A 16,984-nucleotide genomic window follows, 5' to 3' on the forward strand; every position below is an offset into this window, starting at 1 on the left:
GGCGGTCATGACGACGGCACCGGACACCACTTCGAGCATCCTCATCGTCGATGACATGGAGGAGAACCTCGTCGCGCTGGAGGCCGTGCTGGGCTCCCTCACCCAGAAGGTCGTGCGCGCACGCTCCGGCGAAGAGGCCCTCAAGGCAATGCTGCGCGAGGAATTCGCGGTGGTCCTCATCGACGTCCTGATGCCCGGCATGAACGGTTTCGAGACCGCGGCCAACATCAAGGGCCTGGACCAGACGAAAGACGTGCCCATCATTCTGCTCACCGGCGCCTCGGTCGATCCCAATTACGCCTACCGCGGCTACACCGTCGGCGCCGCCGACTTCCTCATCAAGCCCTTCGACCCCTGGCTCCTGCGTACCAAGGTGAACGTCTTCCTGGACCTCCACCGCAAGAACCGCCAACTGGCCGCCCAGGCAGAACAATTGAAACGCCTGCTGACGAACGAGAACCGTCCGGGCGCGGCCGAATCGGAACAGGCGGCGGATGAGGCTCATGGGCCGAAGCAGATCCGTGGGTTGGAGGAGGCTGGTGGGCCGGAGGGGGCTGGTGGGCCGGAGAGGGCTGGTGAACCGGAGAGGGCCGGTGAACCGGAGGGGGCCCGCAAGTCCGCTGGCGTACCGGAGAGCTCGGCAGCATCCGCGCCCACCACCGCCGCATCGGCCACCTCGGCGACATCCGCCACGTCTGCGGAGCCCACGGCCCCGGGGAGGCCGAGGTGGCCGGCGGCCCTCCTGAAGGCCCCGTCCCGCACCCGACGACACCCACGGCCCTCACCCCCGGCGATGCGGCCCATCTGGCGGACATCGCCGGGCAGTTGGCGGACCTGGAACTCCTCCTGCGCGACGCATCCTCGCTCGACCGCACCCACCTCGCCGACCGCGTCGCCGAACTGGAAACGGCGGTCGGCAGGCTACTGGTGAGCCACGAGGCGTAACGCAGGCCCCCGCCGGCCGCCGGGCCGGCCGCCGGACGGTTCGGGGGACGCGGGGCGGCCCCCACGCGCGACGGGCGGCCCCCGGGGGGGGACGTGCGATCCCTGGGCGTGACGGGCGGCGCTCCGCAGGCACGTGCGGGCGCCCCCCGGGCGTGACGCGTCCTGGTCCGCTAGTCCGTGCGGTACGTCCCGCGCCCGGGCTCCTGCCCCGGCCCGCCCCGGAAGCGGTGGCGTCCCGGCTGCTCCGGCGGCCTGGGGATGTACGGGAGCCCGTCGTTCTGCGTTTCCCTCGTACGGCTCCAGGCGCGGCTCTGCGCCGCCTCGACGCGTGTGAGCTCGCCGCCCGGCTCCCGGGCCGCGTCGAATTCCTCCACGTCCTGACCGGTGACCGCCATCAGGTCGAGCAGCATCCGCTCCGCCAGATCAGGCTCCAGCTGAACCCCACCCCCTCGGAGCCCCAGCGCAGCACGAGCTCGGCGGCCCGGGTCAGGCCCTCTTCGGTGGCGGTGGGAAATGCCAGCGCCAGGGACGCCCGCACGATCTCCACCGCACTCTCAGCCTGCATCGACCGCCACCCTCTCCCTGCTTACGGCTTACGGCTTACGGCTTACGGCCTGCGATCCCTACGGCCTGCGATCCCTATGGCTTGCGAGCAATGCACACCACGCACAACCCGATGAGCGCCGCCGGCCGCATGTGGATACGCGTGGTGTCCTGTGCCTGGCGCAGGCACTCGTGCCGGTCGAGCTTGGAAAACTGCTGGGTACTCATCGTGTCCCGGATGATGACTTCCCAGTGGTCCTGCGCCTTCATCCAGTCATTGCGGTGGGCGATGCGCACGAAGGCGTCCACGAAGGCCTGCTCCGCCAGTGTGCCGTGAAAGTAGTTCCCGAGGTAGTCGATCCGGGACGGCGGCCGGAGTCGTGCAGTCCAGGTACGTCGCTGGAACAGGGTGCTGGTGGAGATCGACTTCACGCTCTGGATGCGGGTCGCGATCACATGACCGGCCACCCCACCGATGACCGCCGGTACAGCCAGCCAGCCGATGACCGAGGCCAGCCACAGCAGGGTGTGGTCCGGGGGATCGATGAGGGTGAACGTCCGGTAGACCTCGCTCGGGCTCGCCGCCCGGGAGGCGAAGACGGACAGCAGGGTGATGCCGACCGCGAAGGGGATTCCCCAGTCGATCACCCACTGGGTGAGCCCGGCCAGTGCCTTACGGGAACGCCACAGCCGCCGCACCCTCCCCCTCGCGCGTACCGGTGGCAGCGCCAGAGCCATGGGTATAGGGATCGGATTGTTCACTCGCGCCCCCGTCGTCTCGCGGCCCCCACCGGCCCTCCGCACGCATCCACCCGTCCCGAGTTTAGGCAACGGGGACGCGCCGGGGGACGCTGATCGTCCGCTTGCCCCGGAGCACTGTCGGGGTTCACCTCAGGGTCGGACCAGGGTTGATCACTGATGCCCAACGCACCGCTGCGGGGCGAGAGTTGCCTCAGCACGAAACGCAAGGAGCGAAGCGTGAGGCGCGAGGCGCGAGGCGCGAGGCGCGAGGCAGCACACGCGAAGCACGAAACGAAAGCCGGAGCACGAAGCAAACAGCGCGCGGTGCACGGCCCGCAGCACGCGGCACGCGGCACGCGGCACGCGGTGCGCGGTGCGCAACTACCGACCCGTTAGGAGCATCCCGATGACATACCGTCCCTTCACCCCCCGTCGACCTGAGGCGCCGACTGGTCCGCTTCCCCCGTCCCGCCGGCATGGCCGCCGGACGCCCCCGCGTGGTGCCGGCGTTCCGTCAGGCGATCATGGCGAGCTCGGGATCCTGGCGGAGTTTGGCCAGGGCACGGGAGACGGCGCTCTTGACCGTGCCGACCGAGACCTCCATGACCTCGGCGGTCTGGGCCTCACTCAGGTCCTCGTAATACCTGAGGACGACCATGGCCCGCTGGCGCGCGGGCAGCCGCATCACCGCGCGCCACATCGCGTCCCGCAGGCCCTCCAGCTCGGCCGGGTCGGGGGACGGCAGCGGGTCGGGCTCGGGGAGCTCGTCGACGGCGAACTCCTCCACCCGGCGCTTGCGCCACTGCGAGGTACGGGTGTTGATCAGCGCGCGGCGGACGTAGCCGTCCAGCGCGCGGTGGTCCTCGATCCGCTCCCAGGCCACATACGTCTTGGCCAGGGCGGTCTGGAGGAGGTCCTCGGCGTCGTTCGGGTTGGCGGACAGCGACCGCGCGGCGCGCAGCAGGACCGGCCCCGGGCCCGTACGTAGGACGAGAAGCTGGGGAACACAGCGGCGGTCGAAGCGCTGGTGCACACAGGCGTGGTCATGGCTCCCACGCTAGGAGCGAGGGGGGTGTGGACGGATCGGCCCCAGGTGCCGAAGCGGCCTCCCCCTCAAGTTGTACGGAGACGGCGGCCCGCACCTCCTCTGGGGGGAGGGGACGCCGCGGTCCCCTAGGGACCGTCCGGGGAACCATTCGGGGAACCGTGCGGGGAATCGTGCGCGGAACCGTGCGGGGAATCGTGCGCGGAACCGTTCGGGGAATCGTGCGCGGAACCGTTCGGGGAACCGTGCGCGGAACCGTTCGGGGAACTGTCCGGGGCGCCGTCCGGGGCGCCGGCTCCGTCCCGGCTGAGGACCAGCCCGGAGGTCGGTACGCCGGTCCCCGCCGTGACCAGCACGTGGGTGGCGTCCGGGGTCTGGTTGGGGGAGGTGCCGCGGAGTTGCCGGACGGCTTCGGCGATGCCGTTCATGCCGTGCAGGTACGCCTCGCCGAGCTGGCCCCCGTGGGTGTTCAGCGGAAGGGCGTCCGCGGCGACGAAGTCGGCGGCCTCGCCGGGCGCGCAGAAGCCGAACTCTTCCAGCTGCATGAGAACGAAGGGGGTGAAGTGGTCGTAGAGGATGGCGACGTCGATGTCGGCGGGGGTCAGTCGTGAGGTGCGCCAGAGCTGGCGGGCCACCACGTTCATCTCCGGCAGGCCGGTCAGGTCGTCGCGGTAGAAGCTGGTCATCTGCTCCTGGGCGCGGCCGGCACCCTGCGCCGCGGCCGTGATCAGTGCGGGCGGACGGCGCAGGTCACGGGCCCGCTCGGGGGTCGTGACGACGAGGGCCTGGCCGCCGTCGGTCTCCTGGCAGCAGTCCAGCAGCCGCAGCGGCTCGACGATCCAGCGGGAGGCCGCGTGATCGTCGAGGGTGATCGGCTTGCCGTAGAAATACGCGGCCGGGTTGCGGGCGGCGTGACGGCGGTCGGTGACCGCGACATGACCGAAGACCTCGGGGTCAGGCCGTAGGTGTGGAGGTAGCGCTGGGCCGCCATCGCAACCCAGGAGGCGGGGGTGAGGAGACCGAAGGGGAGGTTCCAGCCGAGCGCCGCACCCTCGGCGGAGGGCTGCCGTTCCTGCACGCCGGAACCGAAGCGGCGGCCCGAGCGCTCGTTGAACGCCCGGTAGCAGACGACGACTTCGGCGATTCCGGTGGCGACGGCGAGGGCCGCCTGCTGGACGGTGGCGCAGGCCGCGCCACCGCCGTAGTGGACGCGCGAGAAGAAGGACAGTTCCCCGATGCCCGCTGCTTGCGCGAGGGTGATCTCGGGGGTGGTGTCCATGGTGAAGGTGACCAGCCCGTCGACGTCGGCCGGGTCCAGCCCGGCGTCGTCGAGCGCGGTGCGTACCGCCTCGACGGCGAGCTTGAGCTCGCTGCGGCCGGAATCCTTGGAGAACTCCGTCGCGCCGATCCCGGCGATGGCGGCGCGCCGGAGAGCGCGTCGGGACGGTGCAGGCTCATACGGTGCCCTCCGGGGAGAGGCGGGACCAGGCCGCGCGGGACGCCGCGGCCCGGCCGGCCGAAGGCAGGCGGACGGTCGCCGTGCCGGTGACGTGGTTGCCGAGCGCGTTGGTACCGACGATGCGGATGCAGACCTGAGCGGCGGTCCTGGCAGTCCCGGCGGTCCCGGCTGTCCCGGCTGTCCTGGCAGTCCCGGCTGTCCCGGCGGTCCTGGCGGTCCCGGCTGTCCTGGCGGTGGTGGGGCTGGTGGGGCCGGTGGAGGTGGTGGGTGGGGTGGAGGGGGCGGGGCGGGGGCGGGGTGGGGCTCGGTGTCCGTGGCGGCGTCGATGGTTGCGGTGCCAGCGGCCGGGGCGGTGGCTTCGGTGGCGGTTTCGGTGGCGGTTTCGGTGTCCGTGGCGGCGTCCCTGGCGGTGCTGACCTCGGTGATCGTTCCCGTCAACGTCATGGTGTCTCCCGGGTAGTTGGGAGCACCGAGCCGTATCGCGAGCTTCTGCAGTACGGCGGTGGGGCCGAAGTGGTCGGTGAGGTAGCGGCCCACCAGCCCGTTGGTGGTGAGGATGTTCATGAAGATGTCGGGGGAGCCCTTCTCCCTGGCGAGCTCGGCATCGTGGTGTACGTCCTGGTAGTCGCGGGAGGCGAGGGCTCCGGCGACGATCAGCGTCCGGGTGATCGGGATCTCCAGGGCGGGCAGCACGTCACCGGCCCGGACGTCCGGTGCGCCTTGGCCGGGCGTGCACTGCTCAGGCATGGGCCGCCCAGGTGTGCACTGTGCAGGCGTGGGCTGCCGAGGCGTGCACTGTTCAGGCATGGGCTGCTCAGGCATCTGCTGTTCAGGCGCGGGGTGTTCAGGCCTCGTCATGCTGCGCCTCCTTGGTCGGGGGCTCGGTCAGTAAGGCGCCGAGTTCTTCCAGGAGTTCGGCGCCGCAGCCGAGGTGGGCGTCGAGCTGGCGGCCCCAGAGGAAGTGCCGGTGGATGGGGTGGTCGAGGTCCGCGCCGACGCCGCCGTGCAGGTGCTGGCCGGTGTGCACCACGCGCCTGCCCGCCTCGGAGGCCCACCAGGCAGCGGTCAGCGCATGTTCGCCGTACGGCATCCCTCGTCGTGTCGCCAGGCCGCCTCGTAGGTGGTGACGCGGATGGCCTCGGTATCCATGTACGCGTCGGCCGCGCGGAGCAGGACCGCCTGGTTGGTGGAGAGCGGGCGGCCGAACTGTTCGCGTGTGGTGGTGTGGGCCACCGTGCGCGCCAGCGCGCCGGCACAGACCCCGGCCTGCAGCGCGGCGAAGGCGATACGTGCGCACGCCAGCACGTCGTCGTACGGGGTCGGGGGCCGGTCCGCGGGTCCGTCCCTCCGCGTCCCGTCGAGCCGCTCGGCCTGCGCGCCGCCCTCCGGGTGCTCCGCCCGCTTGCCTCCCAGGCGCTCGGCCCGTATCCCGTCAAGCCACTCGGTCTGCGGCTCACCCAGGCGCTCCGCCCGCGTTCCGTCGAGCGTGAGCCGTCCCGCCGCCCAGGGCGCGGTGGTCTCCACGGGCTCGACCCGGGTGTCCGCGACGCGCACCAACCAGAGCGCCTGCTCCGCGTCCGGGACCAGTACGTGGGTGGCGTCGCGCAACCACGGCACGACCGGGACGACGCCGGTCAGCCGCCCAATGCCGTCCGCGGTACCGGGCGCACCTGGCGTACCGGATGCACCGGATCTACCGGGCGTACCGTCCACGATCGTCTGTCCGGAGGTGGGCGCTGTGACGACGCCCGTAGCCCCTTCTGCAGCTCCCGTAGCCGCGGTGACGGCCCCCGCGCCGGGAACGCGCCGGTGGCCACCGCGGTGCCGTCCCGCAGCGCCGGCAGCAGCCGTGCCCGCTGTTCCTCCGTGCCGTGCCGGGCGACGGCCAGCACGCCGTACGCGCAGGTCGCCGCGAGCGGTACCTGCGCGGTGGTGCGGCCCTGCTCCTCCAGGACCAGCGCCAGCCCCAGCAGCCCGATCTCCTCGACCGCCGCCGGCAGGCCGGCCGCGCACAACGCCTTCCAGAGCTCGGCGTCCGAGGCGCTACCGGCCGCCGTGAGCCGGTCGTGCGTGGCGAGGTCGCCGAAGATCCGCGCCGCGAGCTGCTGGGCGGCCGACTGCTCCTCGGCGGGCGTGAAGTCCATCAGCCCTCAGCCCTCCCCGCCCCACGGGAGACCGACCGCTGCAGCGCCTCATCCCCGAGGGAGACCGGCCGCCGCAACGCCTCATCCCCGCGAGAGACCGGCCGCCGCAACGCCTCATCCCCGCGAGAGACCGGCCGCAGCGACGTCTCGCCCCCACGGGAGACCGACCCCTGCAAGGCCTCGTCCGCGCGGAAGACCGGCAGCTCCAACTCCTCCTCCACACGCAGGAATTCCAGCCGCACCGGCAACCCGATCCGCACCTTGTCGTAGGGCACGCCGATCACGTTGCTGACCATCCGCACGCCCTCGGCGAGTTCGATGAGTCCCACCACATAGGGCGGGTCGAAGGCCGGGAAGGGCGGGTGGTGCATCACCACGTACGAGTAGACGGTGCCGGTGCCGCTCGCCTCGACCGTGTCCCACTCGGGGGAACCGCATGCCTGGCAGCCGGGTAGCCAGGGGAAGCGCAGCGTCCGGCATCCTCCGCACCGCTGTATCAGCAGTGTGTGCCGGCTTACGCCCTCCCAGAACCCCGCGTTGTCCCGGTTGATCACCGGCCGCGGCCGCCGCGCCTTCGCCGGTGCCTCCGGTGCGGGTGCCGGTGGTGGCGGTGGTGGCGGTCCCTTACGACGTGCCGGCGCCGGGGCGTACTTGAGGATGCGGAAGCGGTGCGTCCCGGCCAGTTCCCCGTTCGCCCGGATGTCCATCCGCGTCGTGACGAAGTGGCCGGTCCCCAGCTTGGTGGTCTTGCGCTCCGATACCGACTCGATCACCGCGTCGAAGGTGATCCGGTCGCCCGGGCGTAGCGGCCGCAGATACTCCTGCTCGCAGTCGGTCGCCACCACGGCCGCGTAGCCCGCGCCGTCGAGCAGCGCGGACAGCTCGTCGTACGCCCCCGAGCGGCCCTGATGGCCGGAGAGCCCCCCATCGTCCACGCCTGGAGCATCGTCGGCGGTGCGATCGCGTCCGGCCCCTCGTACGCCGGGTTGGCGTCCCCCATCGCCTCGCACCAGTGCCGGATCATCACCGCGTTGACCGGGTCCTTCCCGACCCCGGCGGTGGCCGCGGGCCGCCCCTCGTACGCCTTCAGCCGCTCGTACAGATCCCGGGTGGCCGTCGGCTCGTACAGAGCCCCGGCGACTGTCGACTCGTTCAGACCCCCGGCGGCCGTCGACTCGCTCAGACTCCCGGCGGCCGTCGACTCGTTCAGGCCCCCGGCGGCCGTCGGCTCGCCGCTGCCCCGGGGCGCCGTCCCCCCACAGGCGCCCCCGGTAGCCGTTCCCCCGCGGGCGCCCCCACTGGCCGTCCCCTCACCGGCGCCCCCGGCCCCGCCCGCTCATCGCTGCCCCCGGTGGCCGTCATCGCCGTCATCGCCGTCCCCTCCGCATCCCCAGCCGCACCGTCGCGACGATCTCCCGCTGGACCTCGCTCACGCCGCCACCGAACGTGTTGATCTGCGCCGCGCGATTCATCCGCTCCAGTTCGCCGTTCCCTCCACCGCTCCCTCCGCCATTCCCTCCGCAGTTCCCTCCGCAGTTCCCTCCGCCATTCCCTCCACCGTCCTCTTCACCGCCCCCATCTCCGCCCCCATCGCCGCTCCCTCTCCCGCCCCCGCCCCCGTCTCCCACCCCGAACGCGCCCGGCGAACCGGCCCGTACCAGGGCGGCGTCGCCGACCACCTCCTGGCACATCCGGTAGACCTCGACCGCACTCTCCGTCCCGGCGAACTTGACCCCGCTGGCATCGCCGGGGCTGAGCCTCCCGGCGCCGACCTCACCGACCAGCCGCCAGTTCAGCAGCCGGGTCGCGGCCAGCCGGGCGTGCACCTCGGCGAGCCGAGACCGGACCCACGGTCGGTCCGCCGGCCGCTCCCCGGTCTCCGGGTCGACGGTCCGGGCGTGCTCCAGCGCCGCGCGGTACGCGTCCTCGGCCTGCATACCGATCGCGGCCAACGCCACGCGCTCGTGGTTCAGTTGGTTGGTGATCAGCCGCCAGCCGGCGTTCTCCTCGCCGACGAGGTTGCCGGCCGGGACGCGTACGTCGTCGTAGTACGTGGCGGTGGTCCGCAGCCCACCGACCGTCTCGATCGGCGTCCAGGAGAAGCCGGGCGCGCCGGTCGGCACAAGGATGATCGAGATGCCCTTGTGCTTGGGTGCGTCGGGGTCGGTACGGCAGGCCAGCCAGATCCAGTCGGCCTGGTGGGCGTTACTGGTGAAGATCTTGGCACCGTTGATCAGCCAGTGCCCGTCGGCCTCGCTGCCGGCCCCACCGGCCGCCCACCGGCCCCACCGGTGGCCCCACCAGCCGCCCCACCGGCCGCCCCGCCGATGGCCCCGTCGATGGCCCCACTGCCGGACCCGTCTCCGCCCCCGCCGCCGTTTACGCCTCCCGGCGGCCCCTGCGGCCCCTGCCGCCCCTCCGTATCAGAGGCCCGCACGCGCACCGCACGCGTACGGAGCGCCGCGAGGTCCGTACCGGCCTCCGGCTCCGTATAGCCGATCGCGAAGACGATCTCGCCCCGGAGGATCCGCGGCAGGAAGAACTCCTTCTGCCGCCGGGTGCCGTACTTCATCAGGGTCGGCCCGACGGTGTTGAGCGTGACCATGGAGACCGGGGCGCCGGCACGGTACGCCTCGTCGAAGAAGACGAACTGCTCGTCGGGGCCGCGCCCCTGCCCGCCGTACTCCGTCGGCCAGCCGAGGCCGAGCATGCCGTCGCCGCCGATCCGGCGCAGCACCGCACGCTGCGCGGCGGCGTCCTCCGGCACCCCGTTCGGCATGACGTCGCGGAAGTACGCGCGGAGTTCGGCACGCAGGCGCTCCTGGCGCGCGGTGGGGGCGAGGTGCACGTCGACGGCCTCCCCTTCTGTGGCCCGATGCCGCAACCCGAACGACCTGAACGAACTGAACGCCCCCACATACACGCACGCACAAGTGAGCGGGTTTCTGACTGTCCGTCAGAAACCCGCTCACTGTCAAGGCCGGTGCGGTGAACCCCGGAGCAGCCCATGCCCTCGGTACCGACCTCGACGTATCACCCCTCGTTCAGCCGCCATTCCCCATACGGCGGCCCCGGGTCAGCCGATGTTGTTCCCGAAGCTGACGGTGGCGTTGTCCTGGTCGATGGTCGTGAAACCGGACCCGTTGACGCTCGCGGTGTTGTTCTGGTTGGAGGCGCCGGCACCGTTGGCGACCTGCTGGCCGTTGGTCGCATTGCCGTGGTTGTCGCCGCCGATGAGAACGCCCCCCTGGCTCGTCGACGCCGCATTCGACCCGTTGTTCGCAAAGCCGCCGTTGTCGGCCTGCGCCACACCGGAAAGGAGCGCCGCCGCAAAGGGCAGTGCCGCGGCCACAGCGAGGACGCGGGCGGTACGGGTGCTTGCCATGTCAATTCCTCCTACGGAACACAACTTCTGGATCCGACCTGCCGGACCGGGCCCGCCGGGCCTGATCACGCCTGGTCAAGTGCGGTAACTCCGTTGGTTCATCGGGCAGTTGGCCAGCCACCGCGATGCTTGCCTCGACGTCGCGAACTCAGGCTTGCCCACGAATCCCCGCCGAATCCGCCGCGAAGAGCCGATTCCCCCGCAAGCATGAGGAACCCCGGGTAAACCCCCGCTGCATCGCGTCGACCCACCTCCGCCGCACGACGAAGACACGGCCCGCCGGCACCCCTCCCCCCACAGGGGTGAGCACCCCCACCCGCCGGCCTGGACACCCGGCGCACAAAACCCTCCGTCGCACGCCCCCCTTCCCTTCGTCGAACATTCGTACGAAAATAACGCCATGGCAGCCCTGCACCTACGCCATACCGAGCCACCGACCGACGGGCGGTCACAATCACCGACCGGCGGTCACCCTCAGCCATCGACCGACGGGCGGTCACAGTCACCCGCCGGCGGTCACCCTCAGCCATTGACCGACGGGCGGTCACAGTCACCCACCGGCGGTCACCCTCAGCCATCGACCGACGCGGCGGCCACGGCCGCCGCGGCCACCGCATGGTGGCACGCACCACCGACCGCCGCCCCGCCACATCCCGCCAGCGCCAGCGCCAGCAGCGGCAGCGGTATCGGCAGCAGCAGCGGAATCGAGAGCAGCAGCGCGGGCGGCAGCAGCAGCAGCGATATCGGCAGCATCAGCTCCGCCAGCCCCCACCACCCCGCCCTCACCCCACCCCCCAACGCCCATACCGCCGCCCTGGCCGAAGCACTGAGGGCCGCCGAGCGCGGCTATCCCGTCATCCCGCTCACCCGCGCCAAGCTGCCCGCCCTCCGGTCCCCGCACCGCGGGCACCCCGAGGTCCCGCCCTGCCACGGCGGCTGCGGCCGTCTCGGGCACGGTGTCCACGATGCGAGCACCGACCCGTTCACCATCCGCCGCATGTTCGCCGCCGCCCCCTGGGCCACCGGCTACGGCATCGCCTGCGGCCTACCGCCGCACCACCTCATAGGCCTCGACCTCGACATCAAGAACGGCGCCGACGGCCTCACCGCCCTGCTGCTCCTCGCCGAGGCGCACGACTTCCCGGTCCCGCCGACGATCATGGTCCGCACCCCCAGCGGCGGCCGGCACGTCTGGTTCACCGGCCCACCGTCCCCGCCCGTCCCGAACTCGGTCGGCCGCCTCGCCCCCGGTATCGACGTTCGAGGGGCGGCGGCTATCTGGTCGGCCCCGGCTCACTCACCACCCACGGCCGCTACGTCCTCGCCCCGAACGCCCCGGCCCGCCCCGCTCCCGTCCCCAGCGCCCTGCTCACGCTGCTCACGGACCCGCTCCTGGGCCCCCTCACGGACCCCCGCACGCCCACCCGGCGCACCTCCCCGCAGCACACCGCTGCCGGATACGAGTCCCCGCCCGGCGTCCCGCCCCAGCCCGCCGCGGCGCTCGTACGCTTCGTGCGTTCCTCCCCGGTCGGCCAGCGCAACGCCCGGCTCTTCTGGGCCGCCTGCCGCGCCTACGAGGACGGCCTCGGCCCGGAGCTCGCCGCCCGCCTGACCGAGGCCGCCTGCCACACCGGCCTCCGCGAACACGAGGCCCGCGCCACCATCGCCTCAGCGTCCCGCCGGCACCAGGAGCAGCCATGCCGACCCGACCTGGCCTGAGCCCCCACCCCACACCCCAGAACGGGGTCGCCCAAGCCGCCCACCCCCCACCCCACCCCACCCCCCCAAAGGGCGCGCTACCCAAAGGCGGGCCCGTCACCCCACACGCTCCGGCTTCCTCCCCTCGATCAGAAACCGCGTCGTGTGGGCCACGAACGACCCCTCCCGCCGAATCTGCCCGTCCAACTCCCGCAGCCGGTCCCGGTATTGCTCCACACTGAACCCCGGCACCATCCACACCACCTTCCGCAGGAAATAGATCACCGCCCCGATGTCGAAGAACTCGGTCCGCAACGACTCGGCCCGCAGGTCGACCACCTCCAGCCCGGCCGCCTCCGCCGCCCGCCGCGCGTCCTCGGGGTGCCGCGCCCGCCGTACGTCCGCCGGCTGCGGCCCGAGGAAGTACTCCACCAGCTCGAAAACACTCGCGGGCCCTACCTGTTGGGAGAAGTACGTCCCCCCGGGCCGCAGCACCCGCGCGATCTCCTCCCACCACACCGTCACCGGATGGCGGCTCGTCACCAGATCGAAGGCCGCATCGGCAAACGGCAGCGGCGGCTCATCCGCATCGGCCACCACGACCGCACCGAGCGGGTGCAACAGCGCGGTGGCCTTGGCGATGTTCGGCGGCCAGGACTCCGTGGCCACCATCACCGGCGGCAACTTCGGAGCCCCGGCCAGCACCTCCCCACCCCCCGTCTGGATGTCCAGCGCCGCCCCCACCCGCGCCAACCGCTCCCCATCGCCCGCTGATAACCCCAAGAGGGCCGCTCCTCCGTAGCCCTCCCCTCCAGCCACGAAAAATCCCACCCCTCCACCGACACGGCCTCCGCCTCGGCCACCAATTCCTCAAACTCCTGCATACGACTCATATCCCCACACTTCCCCCAAACGCCCCACAGCGCCACCCATTTATCCCCACCTCAACCGACGAAACCTCGCCGACAAAACCTCGACCGTCAAAAGCTCAACCGCCGAGGCCTCGACCACCGAGACCTCGACCGACACATCGGATCGCTCCCCAACTCCCCACACCAGCACGGCCGTTACCCCGGCGATGTCAGTGCGGGTAACTAAGGTCGGGCCCATGAGCAGAGGGAACTGGAGCGCCAAGGACATCAGGGAAGCGCGCGAGCTGGACGTACTGCGGTCGGAGAACGACGTCTTGCCCTGTGGCTACGTGAACAGCAGTCGCGGTTCTCGACGTGGGTGCAGGACATCGGCGGCCTGAGCAGGAGGACGAGGCGTTCCTGCAGGTCGCTGCCTGGTACCTCGGGGAGGTGCACAACCACTACCGAGGCACCCAGTGGCAGATACACCCGGACGGAAAAGGCCACTTCCGGTGGAGGTCGTACCCCTTCGTCATCCCTCCGTGGGACCGGCTGGACGACTACGAGAACGAGGACGGCATCGAGTACGACGCCCGCCCCACCGTCGCCCCCCTCAGCAGCCTCCGACTGGTGCTACCGAAACCGCACGAGCGGCTGTACCCGGGCCAAACGCTACGCAGCGAACTGGACACCTACGAGACGAAGACCAAAAGCGCGGCCGACTGACCCGGCCGCCACCGACACTCCCCCGCCCCGCCCCCTCACCTCCGCCAGACGTCCGCCAGACACCCATCAGTCCACTCCCACCCTGGGCACTCCCGGCCGGGGCACTCCCGGCCGGGGCACTCCCAACCTGCGCACTCCCGACCCGGGCACCCCTCACCTGGGCACTCCATAACTTGGGCACTGCCGCACGGAGATCAAGACCACACCGACTCGCGAGCACCGCCATATCAGTACAAAATGTCGATTTATAGGGCAAAAAAGGGGGAGGCCGCTGCCAGAGCAGCTCGCCGGACCCCGGTAATCGCCCCGCGAACGGCCGCGTCGACCGCCGGACCGCATCCCGAGGCCCCGCCCCGGCATCTGCCCGAACCAGCAGGAAGGCTTCCGCATGGACCCCATGCTCAGCAGTGACGTGCTTGCCGAACTGCGCCGGCCCCGCCCGTACCCTGCCGTCTCCCTCGTGATGCCGACGCACCGCCGCGAACCGGAGAACGCCCAGGACCCCGTACGCCTGCGCAACCTCGTCGCCGAAGCCGAGAAAGCCGTCCAGAACGACCCGGACGTGCCCCGCGAAGGGCGCATCGAGGTCCTCGACCAATTGCGCCGAGCCGTGGCCGAGGTCGATCTCGTCCACGCCGAGGACGGTCTCATCATCTATGCGGCGCGGGGCGAACACCAGGTGTGGTCGGTGGCCCGTGACGTGCCGGAGCGCGTGGTCCTCGCCGACACCTTCCTCACCCGAAACCTCGTCGCGGCCCAGGCCGCTGAGCAGCCCTACTGGGCACTGGCCGTGGCCGCCGACCGGGTCTCACTGTGGAACGGCGAGCCCGAGCGCGCCGCCGAGCACACCCGTGACGGCTTTCCCCACACCCGGAGCCTCGAGGATTACGACGCGGAGCGAAAGGAACGCATCGGCGACCTGCCCAGCACCTTCCAGGACGAGGCCACCCGACACTTCCTGCGCGAGGCACACCAGAAGCTGCGGGCCGTCCTCACCGCCGAACCCCGCCCCTCTACGTGATCGGGTCGTCCGCCGCGCTGACCCTCCTGGAGGAGCTCGGGCCGCTCGGTCCGGACACCATGACCGTCGAGCACGGCGGTCTCGCCGACGGGCCGGCCGCCGGCGTGCGGGAGGCCGTCGAGCCACTGCGCACCGCGCGCGAGTCCGCGGCGACGTCCACTGTCGTCGCCGAGCTGGAGACCGCACAGGGGCGGCACGACTTCGCGGGCGGTCTCGACGAGGTCTGGCAGGCCGTGAAGGAGGCGCGGGTGCGCCTGCTCGCCGTCGAAGACCACTTCCGGACCGTCGTACGCGAGGAGGGCGGGCACCTCCAGCCGGCGGACACCGCCCACTCCGGGGCACGCGACGACATGATCGACGAGATCATCGAGCAGGCCCTGGAGACCGGCACCGAGGTCCGATTCGTACCCGACGGCACACTCACGGACCAGGGCTGCATCGCAGGCGTACTGCGCTACTGACGCCCCACAAGCACGAAAAGCCTGGCGCACCCGACCAACAAACACAGCCGAAGCGGACCCCGGTAACCCCGGAACCCGCTCCGACCTGCATGTTTTCCTACCTCGGCGGAGGCTGTGGGATTTGAACCCACGGTGACGTTGCCGCCACGACAGTTTTCAAGAGCGTTACTCTGGCGCCCAACAGTCCAGCCCTGACCTGCGCAAACTCCTGCCGACAGAGGTAATGTCGCTCCGTTGGCCCGCGCATGGCCCACAGCTCTAGTTCTGTCAGCCGTAGGCCCTGCTGCCTCACGCCAGAACCTGCACGGCTTCGAGACACTCGCATTACAAAATGCGCCCGAATTCCGGAACATCAGCCCCATGGGGGCATCCCTTGCGTCCTGGAGGGCCCTCGGCGACTGCTGGCATCCACCACCCTTGATCTCAGGGACGGATGTCTGGAACTTCTGGCAACGGGACGGCTCGGCCCAAGTCCCCCGCCGACTCATAGGCGAGGGCCAGGTTATTCCGCACGGTCAGCGTGCTTGGGTGAGTATCGCCCAGAACCTGCTCGCACTGAGCAAGCGTCGCCTCGTACAACGCGACGGCTCGCGGCAAGTCCCCCGCCGTCTGGTAGGCGCCGGCCAGGTTATTCCGGCTGGTCAGCGTGTCCGGGTGGGTATCGCCCAGAACCTGCTCGCGCTGAGCAAGCGTCGCCTCGTACAACGCGACGGCTCGCGGCAAGTCCCCCGCCAACTCATAGTCGAAGGCCAGGTTATTCCGCACGGTCAGCGTGCTTGGGTGAGTATCGCCCAGAACCTGCTCGCACTGAGCAAGCGTCGCCTCGTACAACGCGACGGCTCGCGGCAAGTCCCCCGCCGTCTGGTAGGCGCCGGCCAGGTTATTCCGGCTGGTCAGCGTGTCCGGGTGGGTATCGCCCAGAACCTGCTCGCGCTGAGCAAGCGTCGCCTCCAGTAGTGGGATGGCTCGCTGCAAGTCCCCCGCCGTCCGGTAGGCGCCGGCCAGGTTATTCCGGCTGGTCAGCGTGTCCGGGTGGGTATCGCCCAGAACCTGCTCGCGCTGAGCAAGCGTCGCCTCCAGTAGTGGGATGGCTCGGGCCAAGTCCCCCGCCGACTCATAGGCAGAGGCCAGATTATTCCGGCTGCTCAGCGTATCCGGGTGAGTGCCGCCCAGAACCTGCTCACACTGAGCAAGCGTCGCCTCCAGTAGTGGGAGGGCTCGGGCCAAGTCCCCCGCCGACGCATAGGCAGAGACCAGGTTATTCCGGCTGCTCAGCGTATCCGGGTGAGTATCGCCCAGAACCTGCTCACACTGAGCAAGCGTCGCCTCGTACAACGGAATGGCTCGGGCCAAGTCGCCCGCCGACTCATAGGCGAAGGCCAGATTATTCCGGCTGGTCAGCGTATCCGGGTGAGTGCCGCCCAGAACTTGCTCACGCTGAGCAAGCGTCGCCTCGTACAACGGAATGGCTCGGGCCAAGTCGCCCGCCGACTCATAGGCAGAGGCCAGATTATTCCGGCCGGTCAGCGTATCCGGGTGAGTGCCGCCCAGAACCTGCTCACACTGAGCAAGCGTCGCCTCCAGTAGTGGGATGGCTCGGGCCAAGTCCCCCGCCGACTCATAGGCAGAGGCCAGATTATTCCGGCCGGTCAGCGTATCCGGGTGAGTGCCGCCCAGAACCTGCTCACGCTGAGCAAGCGTCGCCTCGTACAACGGAATGGCTCGGGCCAAGTCCCCCGCCAACTCATAGGCAGAGGCCAGATTATTCCGGCCGGTCAGCGTATCCGGGTGAGTGTCGCCCAAAAGCTGCTCGCACTGAGCAAGCGTCGCCTCCAGTAGCGGGACGGCTCGCTGCAAGTCCCCCGCCTTCTTATAGGCGAAGGCCACGTTGCTCCGCACGGTCAGCGTGGTTGGGTGGGTATTGCCCAGAACCTGCTCGCACTGAGCAAGCGTCGCCTCGTACAA

10 protein-coding genes and 8 pseudogenes are annotated in these 16,984 nt (G+C 70.7%); 5 read left to right on the forward strand and 13 right to left on the reverse strand.

From position 1 onward, the window contains the following. Positions 1-7: 7 nt before the first annotated feature. Positions 8-452, forward strand: a pseudogene (locus OJ254_RS08225) (response regulator); the annotation flags it as partial. A 663-nt stretch (positions 453-1,115) separates the two neighbouring features. Here the strand turns inward: OJ254_RS08225 and OJ254_RS08230 are convergent. The 11 genes and pseudogenes from OJ254_RS08230 to OJ254_RS08280 form a co-directional block, all read right to left on the reverse strand. Beyond that, complete coding sequence (locus OJ254_RS08230; RefSeq protein WP_265361814.1) at positions 1,116-1,355, reverse strand: hypothetical protein; 240 nt, start codon at positions 1,353-1,355, stop codon at positions 1,116-1,118. Continuing rightward, the gene (locus tag OJ254_RS08235; RefSeq protein WP_265361815.1) at positions 1,340-1,510 is read right to left on the reverse strand and encodes a hypothetical protein; all 171 of its coding nucleotides are present in this window, start codon (positions 1,508-1,510) and stop codon (positions 1,340-1,342) included. Before OJ254_RS08235 ends, OJ254_RS08230 begins: the two co-directional genes overlap by 16 nt. 74 nt (positions 1,511-1,584) lie before the next feature. Then, positions 1,585-2,226 (reverse strand): DUF6313 family protein, encoded by a 642-nt coding sequence (locus OJ254_RS08240; protein ID WP_265361816.1) that lies wholly within the window; start codon positions 2,224-2,226, stop codon positions 1,585-1,587. Positions 2,227-2,743: 517 nt separating this feature from the next. Further along, positions 2,744-3,276: pseudogene (locus tag OJ254_RS08245) on the reverse strand (SigE family RNA polymerase sigma factor). Positions 3,277-3,570: 294 nt separating this feature from the next. After that, positions 3,571-4,732, reverse strand: a pseudogene (locus OJ254_RS31505) (lipid-transfer protein); the annotation flags it as partial. 414 nt (positions 4,733-5,146) lie between these two features. Next, positions 5,147-5,480 (reverse strand): annotated as a pseudogene (locus tag OJ254_RS31510) (MaoC family dehydratase); the annotation flags it as partial. A gap of 97 nt (positions 5,481-5,577) precedes the next feature. Further along, positions 5,578-6,877: pseudogene (locus OJ254_RS08260) on the reverse strand (acyl-CoA dehydrogenase family protein). Beyond that, entirely contained in the window at positions 6,877-7,812 is a 936-nt protein-coding gene (locus tag OJ254_RS08265; RefSeq protein ID WP_423835863.1) for a Zn-ribbon domain-containing OB-fold protein, read from the reverse strand. Before OJ254_RS08265 ends, OJ254_RS08260 begins: the two are co-directional and overlap by 1 nt. 432 nt (positions 7,813-8,244) lie before the next feature. Then, positions 8,245-9,725 (reverse strand): annotated as a pseudogene (locus tag OJ254_RS08270) (acyl-CoA dehydrogenase family protein). A 228-nt stretch (positions 9,726-9,953) separates the two neighbouring features. Further along, positions 9,954-10,262, reverse strand: a complete 309-nt coding sequence (locus tag OJ254_RS08275; RefSeq protein ID WP_265361819.1) for a hypothetical protein — start codon at positions 10,260-10,262, stop codon at positions 9,954-9,956. Positions 10,263-10,832: 570 nt separating this feature from the next. Then, positions 10,833-11,015, reverse strand: a complete 183-nt coding sequence (locus tag OJ254_RS08280; RefSeq protein WP_265365394.1) for a hypothetical protein — start codon at positions 11,013-11,015, stop codon at positions 10,833-10,835. Positions 11,016-11,139: 124 nt separating this feature from the next. On the opposite strand from OJ254_RS08280, the gene OJ254_RS08285 reads away from it, so the two are divergent. Next, positions 11,140-11,874, forward strand: a complete 735-nt coding sequence (locus OJ254_RS08285; RefSeq protein WP_423836005.1) for a bifunctional DNA primase/polymerase — start codon at positions 11,140-11,142, stop codon at positions 11,872-11,874. Further along, on the forward strand, positions 11,775-11,981 hold the full coding sequence (locus OJ254_RS31515; protein WP_423836050.1) for a primase alpha helix C-terminal domain-containing protein: 207 nt from the start codon (positions 11,775-11,777) through the stop codon (positions 11,979-11,981). Before OJ254_RS08285 ends, OJ254_RS31515 begins: the two co-directional genes overlap by 100 nt. 96 nt (positions 11,982-12,077) lie before the next feature. Here the strand turns inward: OJ254_RS31515 and OJ254_RS08290 are convergent. Beyond that, positions 12,078-12,844 (reverse strand): annotated as a pseudogene (locus tag OJ254_RS08290) (class I SAM-dependent methyltransferase). A gap of 342 nt (positions 12,845-13,186) precedes the next feature. Here OJ254_RS08290 and OJ254_RS08295 point away from each other — a divergent pair. Continuing rightward, a complete protein-coding gene (locus OJ254_RS08295) occupies positions 13,187-13,537 on the forward strand; it encodes a hypothetical protein (protein ID WP_265361820.1) in 351 nt (116 codons plus the stop codon). Positions 13,538-13,925: 388 nt separating this feature from the next. Next, positions 13,926-15,019, forward strand: a pseudogene (locus OJ254_RS08300) (baeRF3 domain-containing protein). 423 nt (positions 15,020-15,442) lie between these two features. Here the strand turns inward: OJ254_RS08300 and OJ254_RS08305 are convergent. Then, complete coding sequence (locus tag OJ254_RS08305) at positions 15,443-16,984, reverse strand: tetratricopeptide repeat protein (RefSeq protein ID WP_265365097.1); 1,542 nt, start codon at positions 16,982-16,984, stop codon at positions 15,443-15,445.

It is taken from the genome of Streptomyces endophytica (assembly GCF_026153355.1).
In the GTDB taxonomy this organism is placed as follows: Bacteria; Actinomycetota; Actinomycetes; order Streptomycetales; family Streptomycetaceae; genus Streptomyces; species Streptomyces endophytica.

Bases quoted from the DNA above. Each gene is read 5' to 3' on its own strand.
- OJ254_RS08230 (WP_265361814.1), bottom strand. From the start codon at position 1,355: ATGCTGCTCGACCTGATGGCGGTCACCGGTCAGGACGTGGAGGAATTC.
- OJ254_RS08235 (WP_265361815.1), bottom strand. From the start codon at position 1,510: ATGCAGGCTGAGAGTGCGGTGGAGATCGTGCGGGCGTCCCTGGCGCTG.
- OJ254_RS08240 (WP_265361816.1), bottom strand. From the start codon at position 2,226: ATGGCTCTGGCGCTGCCACCGGTACGCGCGAGGGGGAGGGTGCGGCGG.
- OJ254_RS08275 (WP_265361819.1), bottom strand. From the start codon at position 10,262: ATGGCAAGCACCCGTACCGCCCGCGTCCTCGCTGTGGCCGCGGCACTG.
- OJ254_RS08280 (WP_265365394.1), bottom strand. From the start codon at position 11,015: ATGCTGCCGATATCGCTGCTGCTGCTGCCGCCCGCGCTGCTGCTCTCG.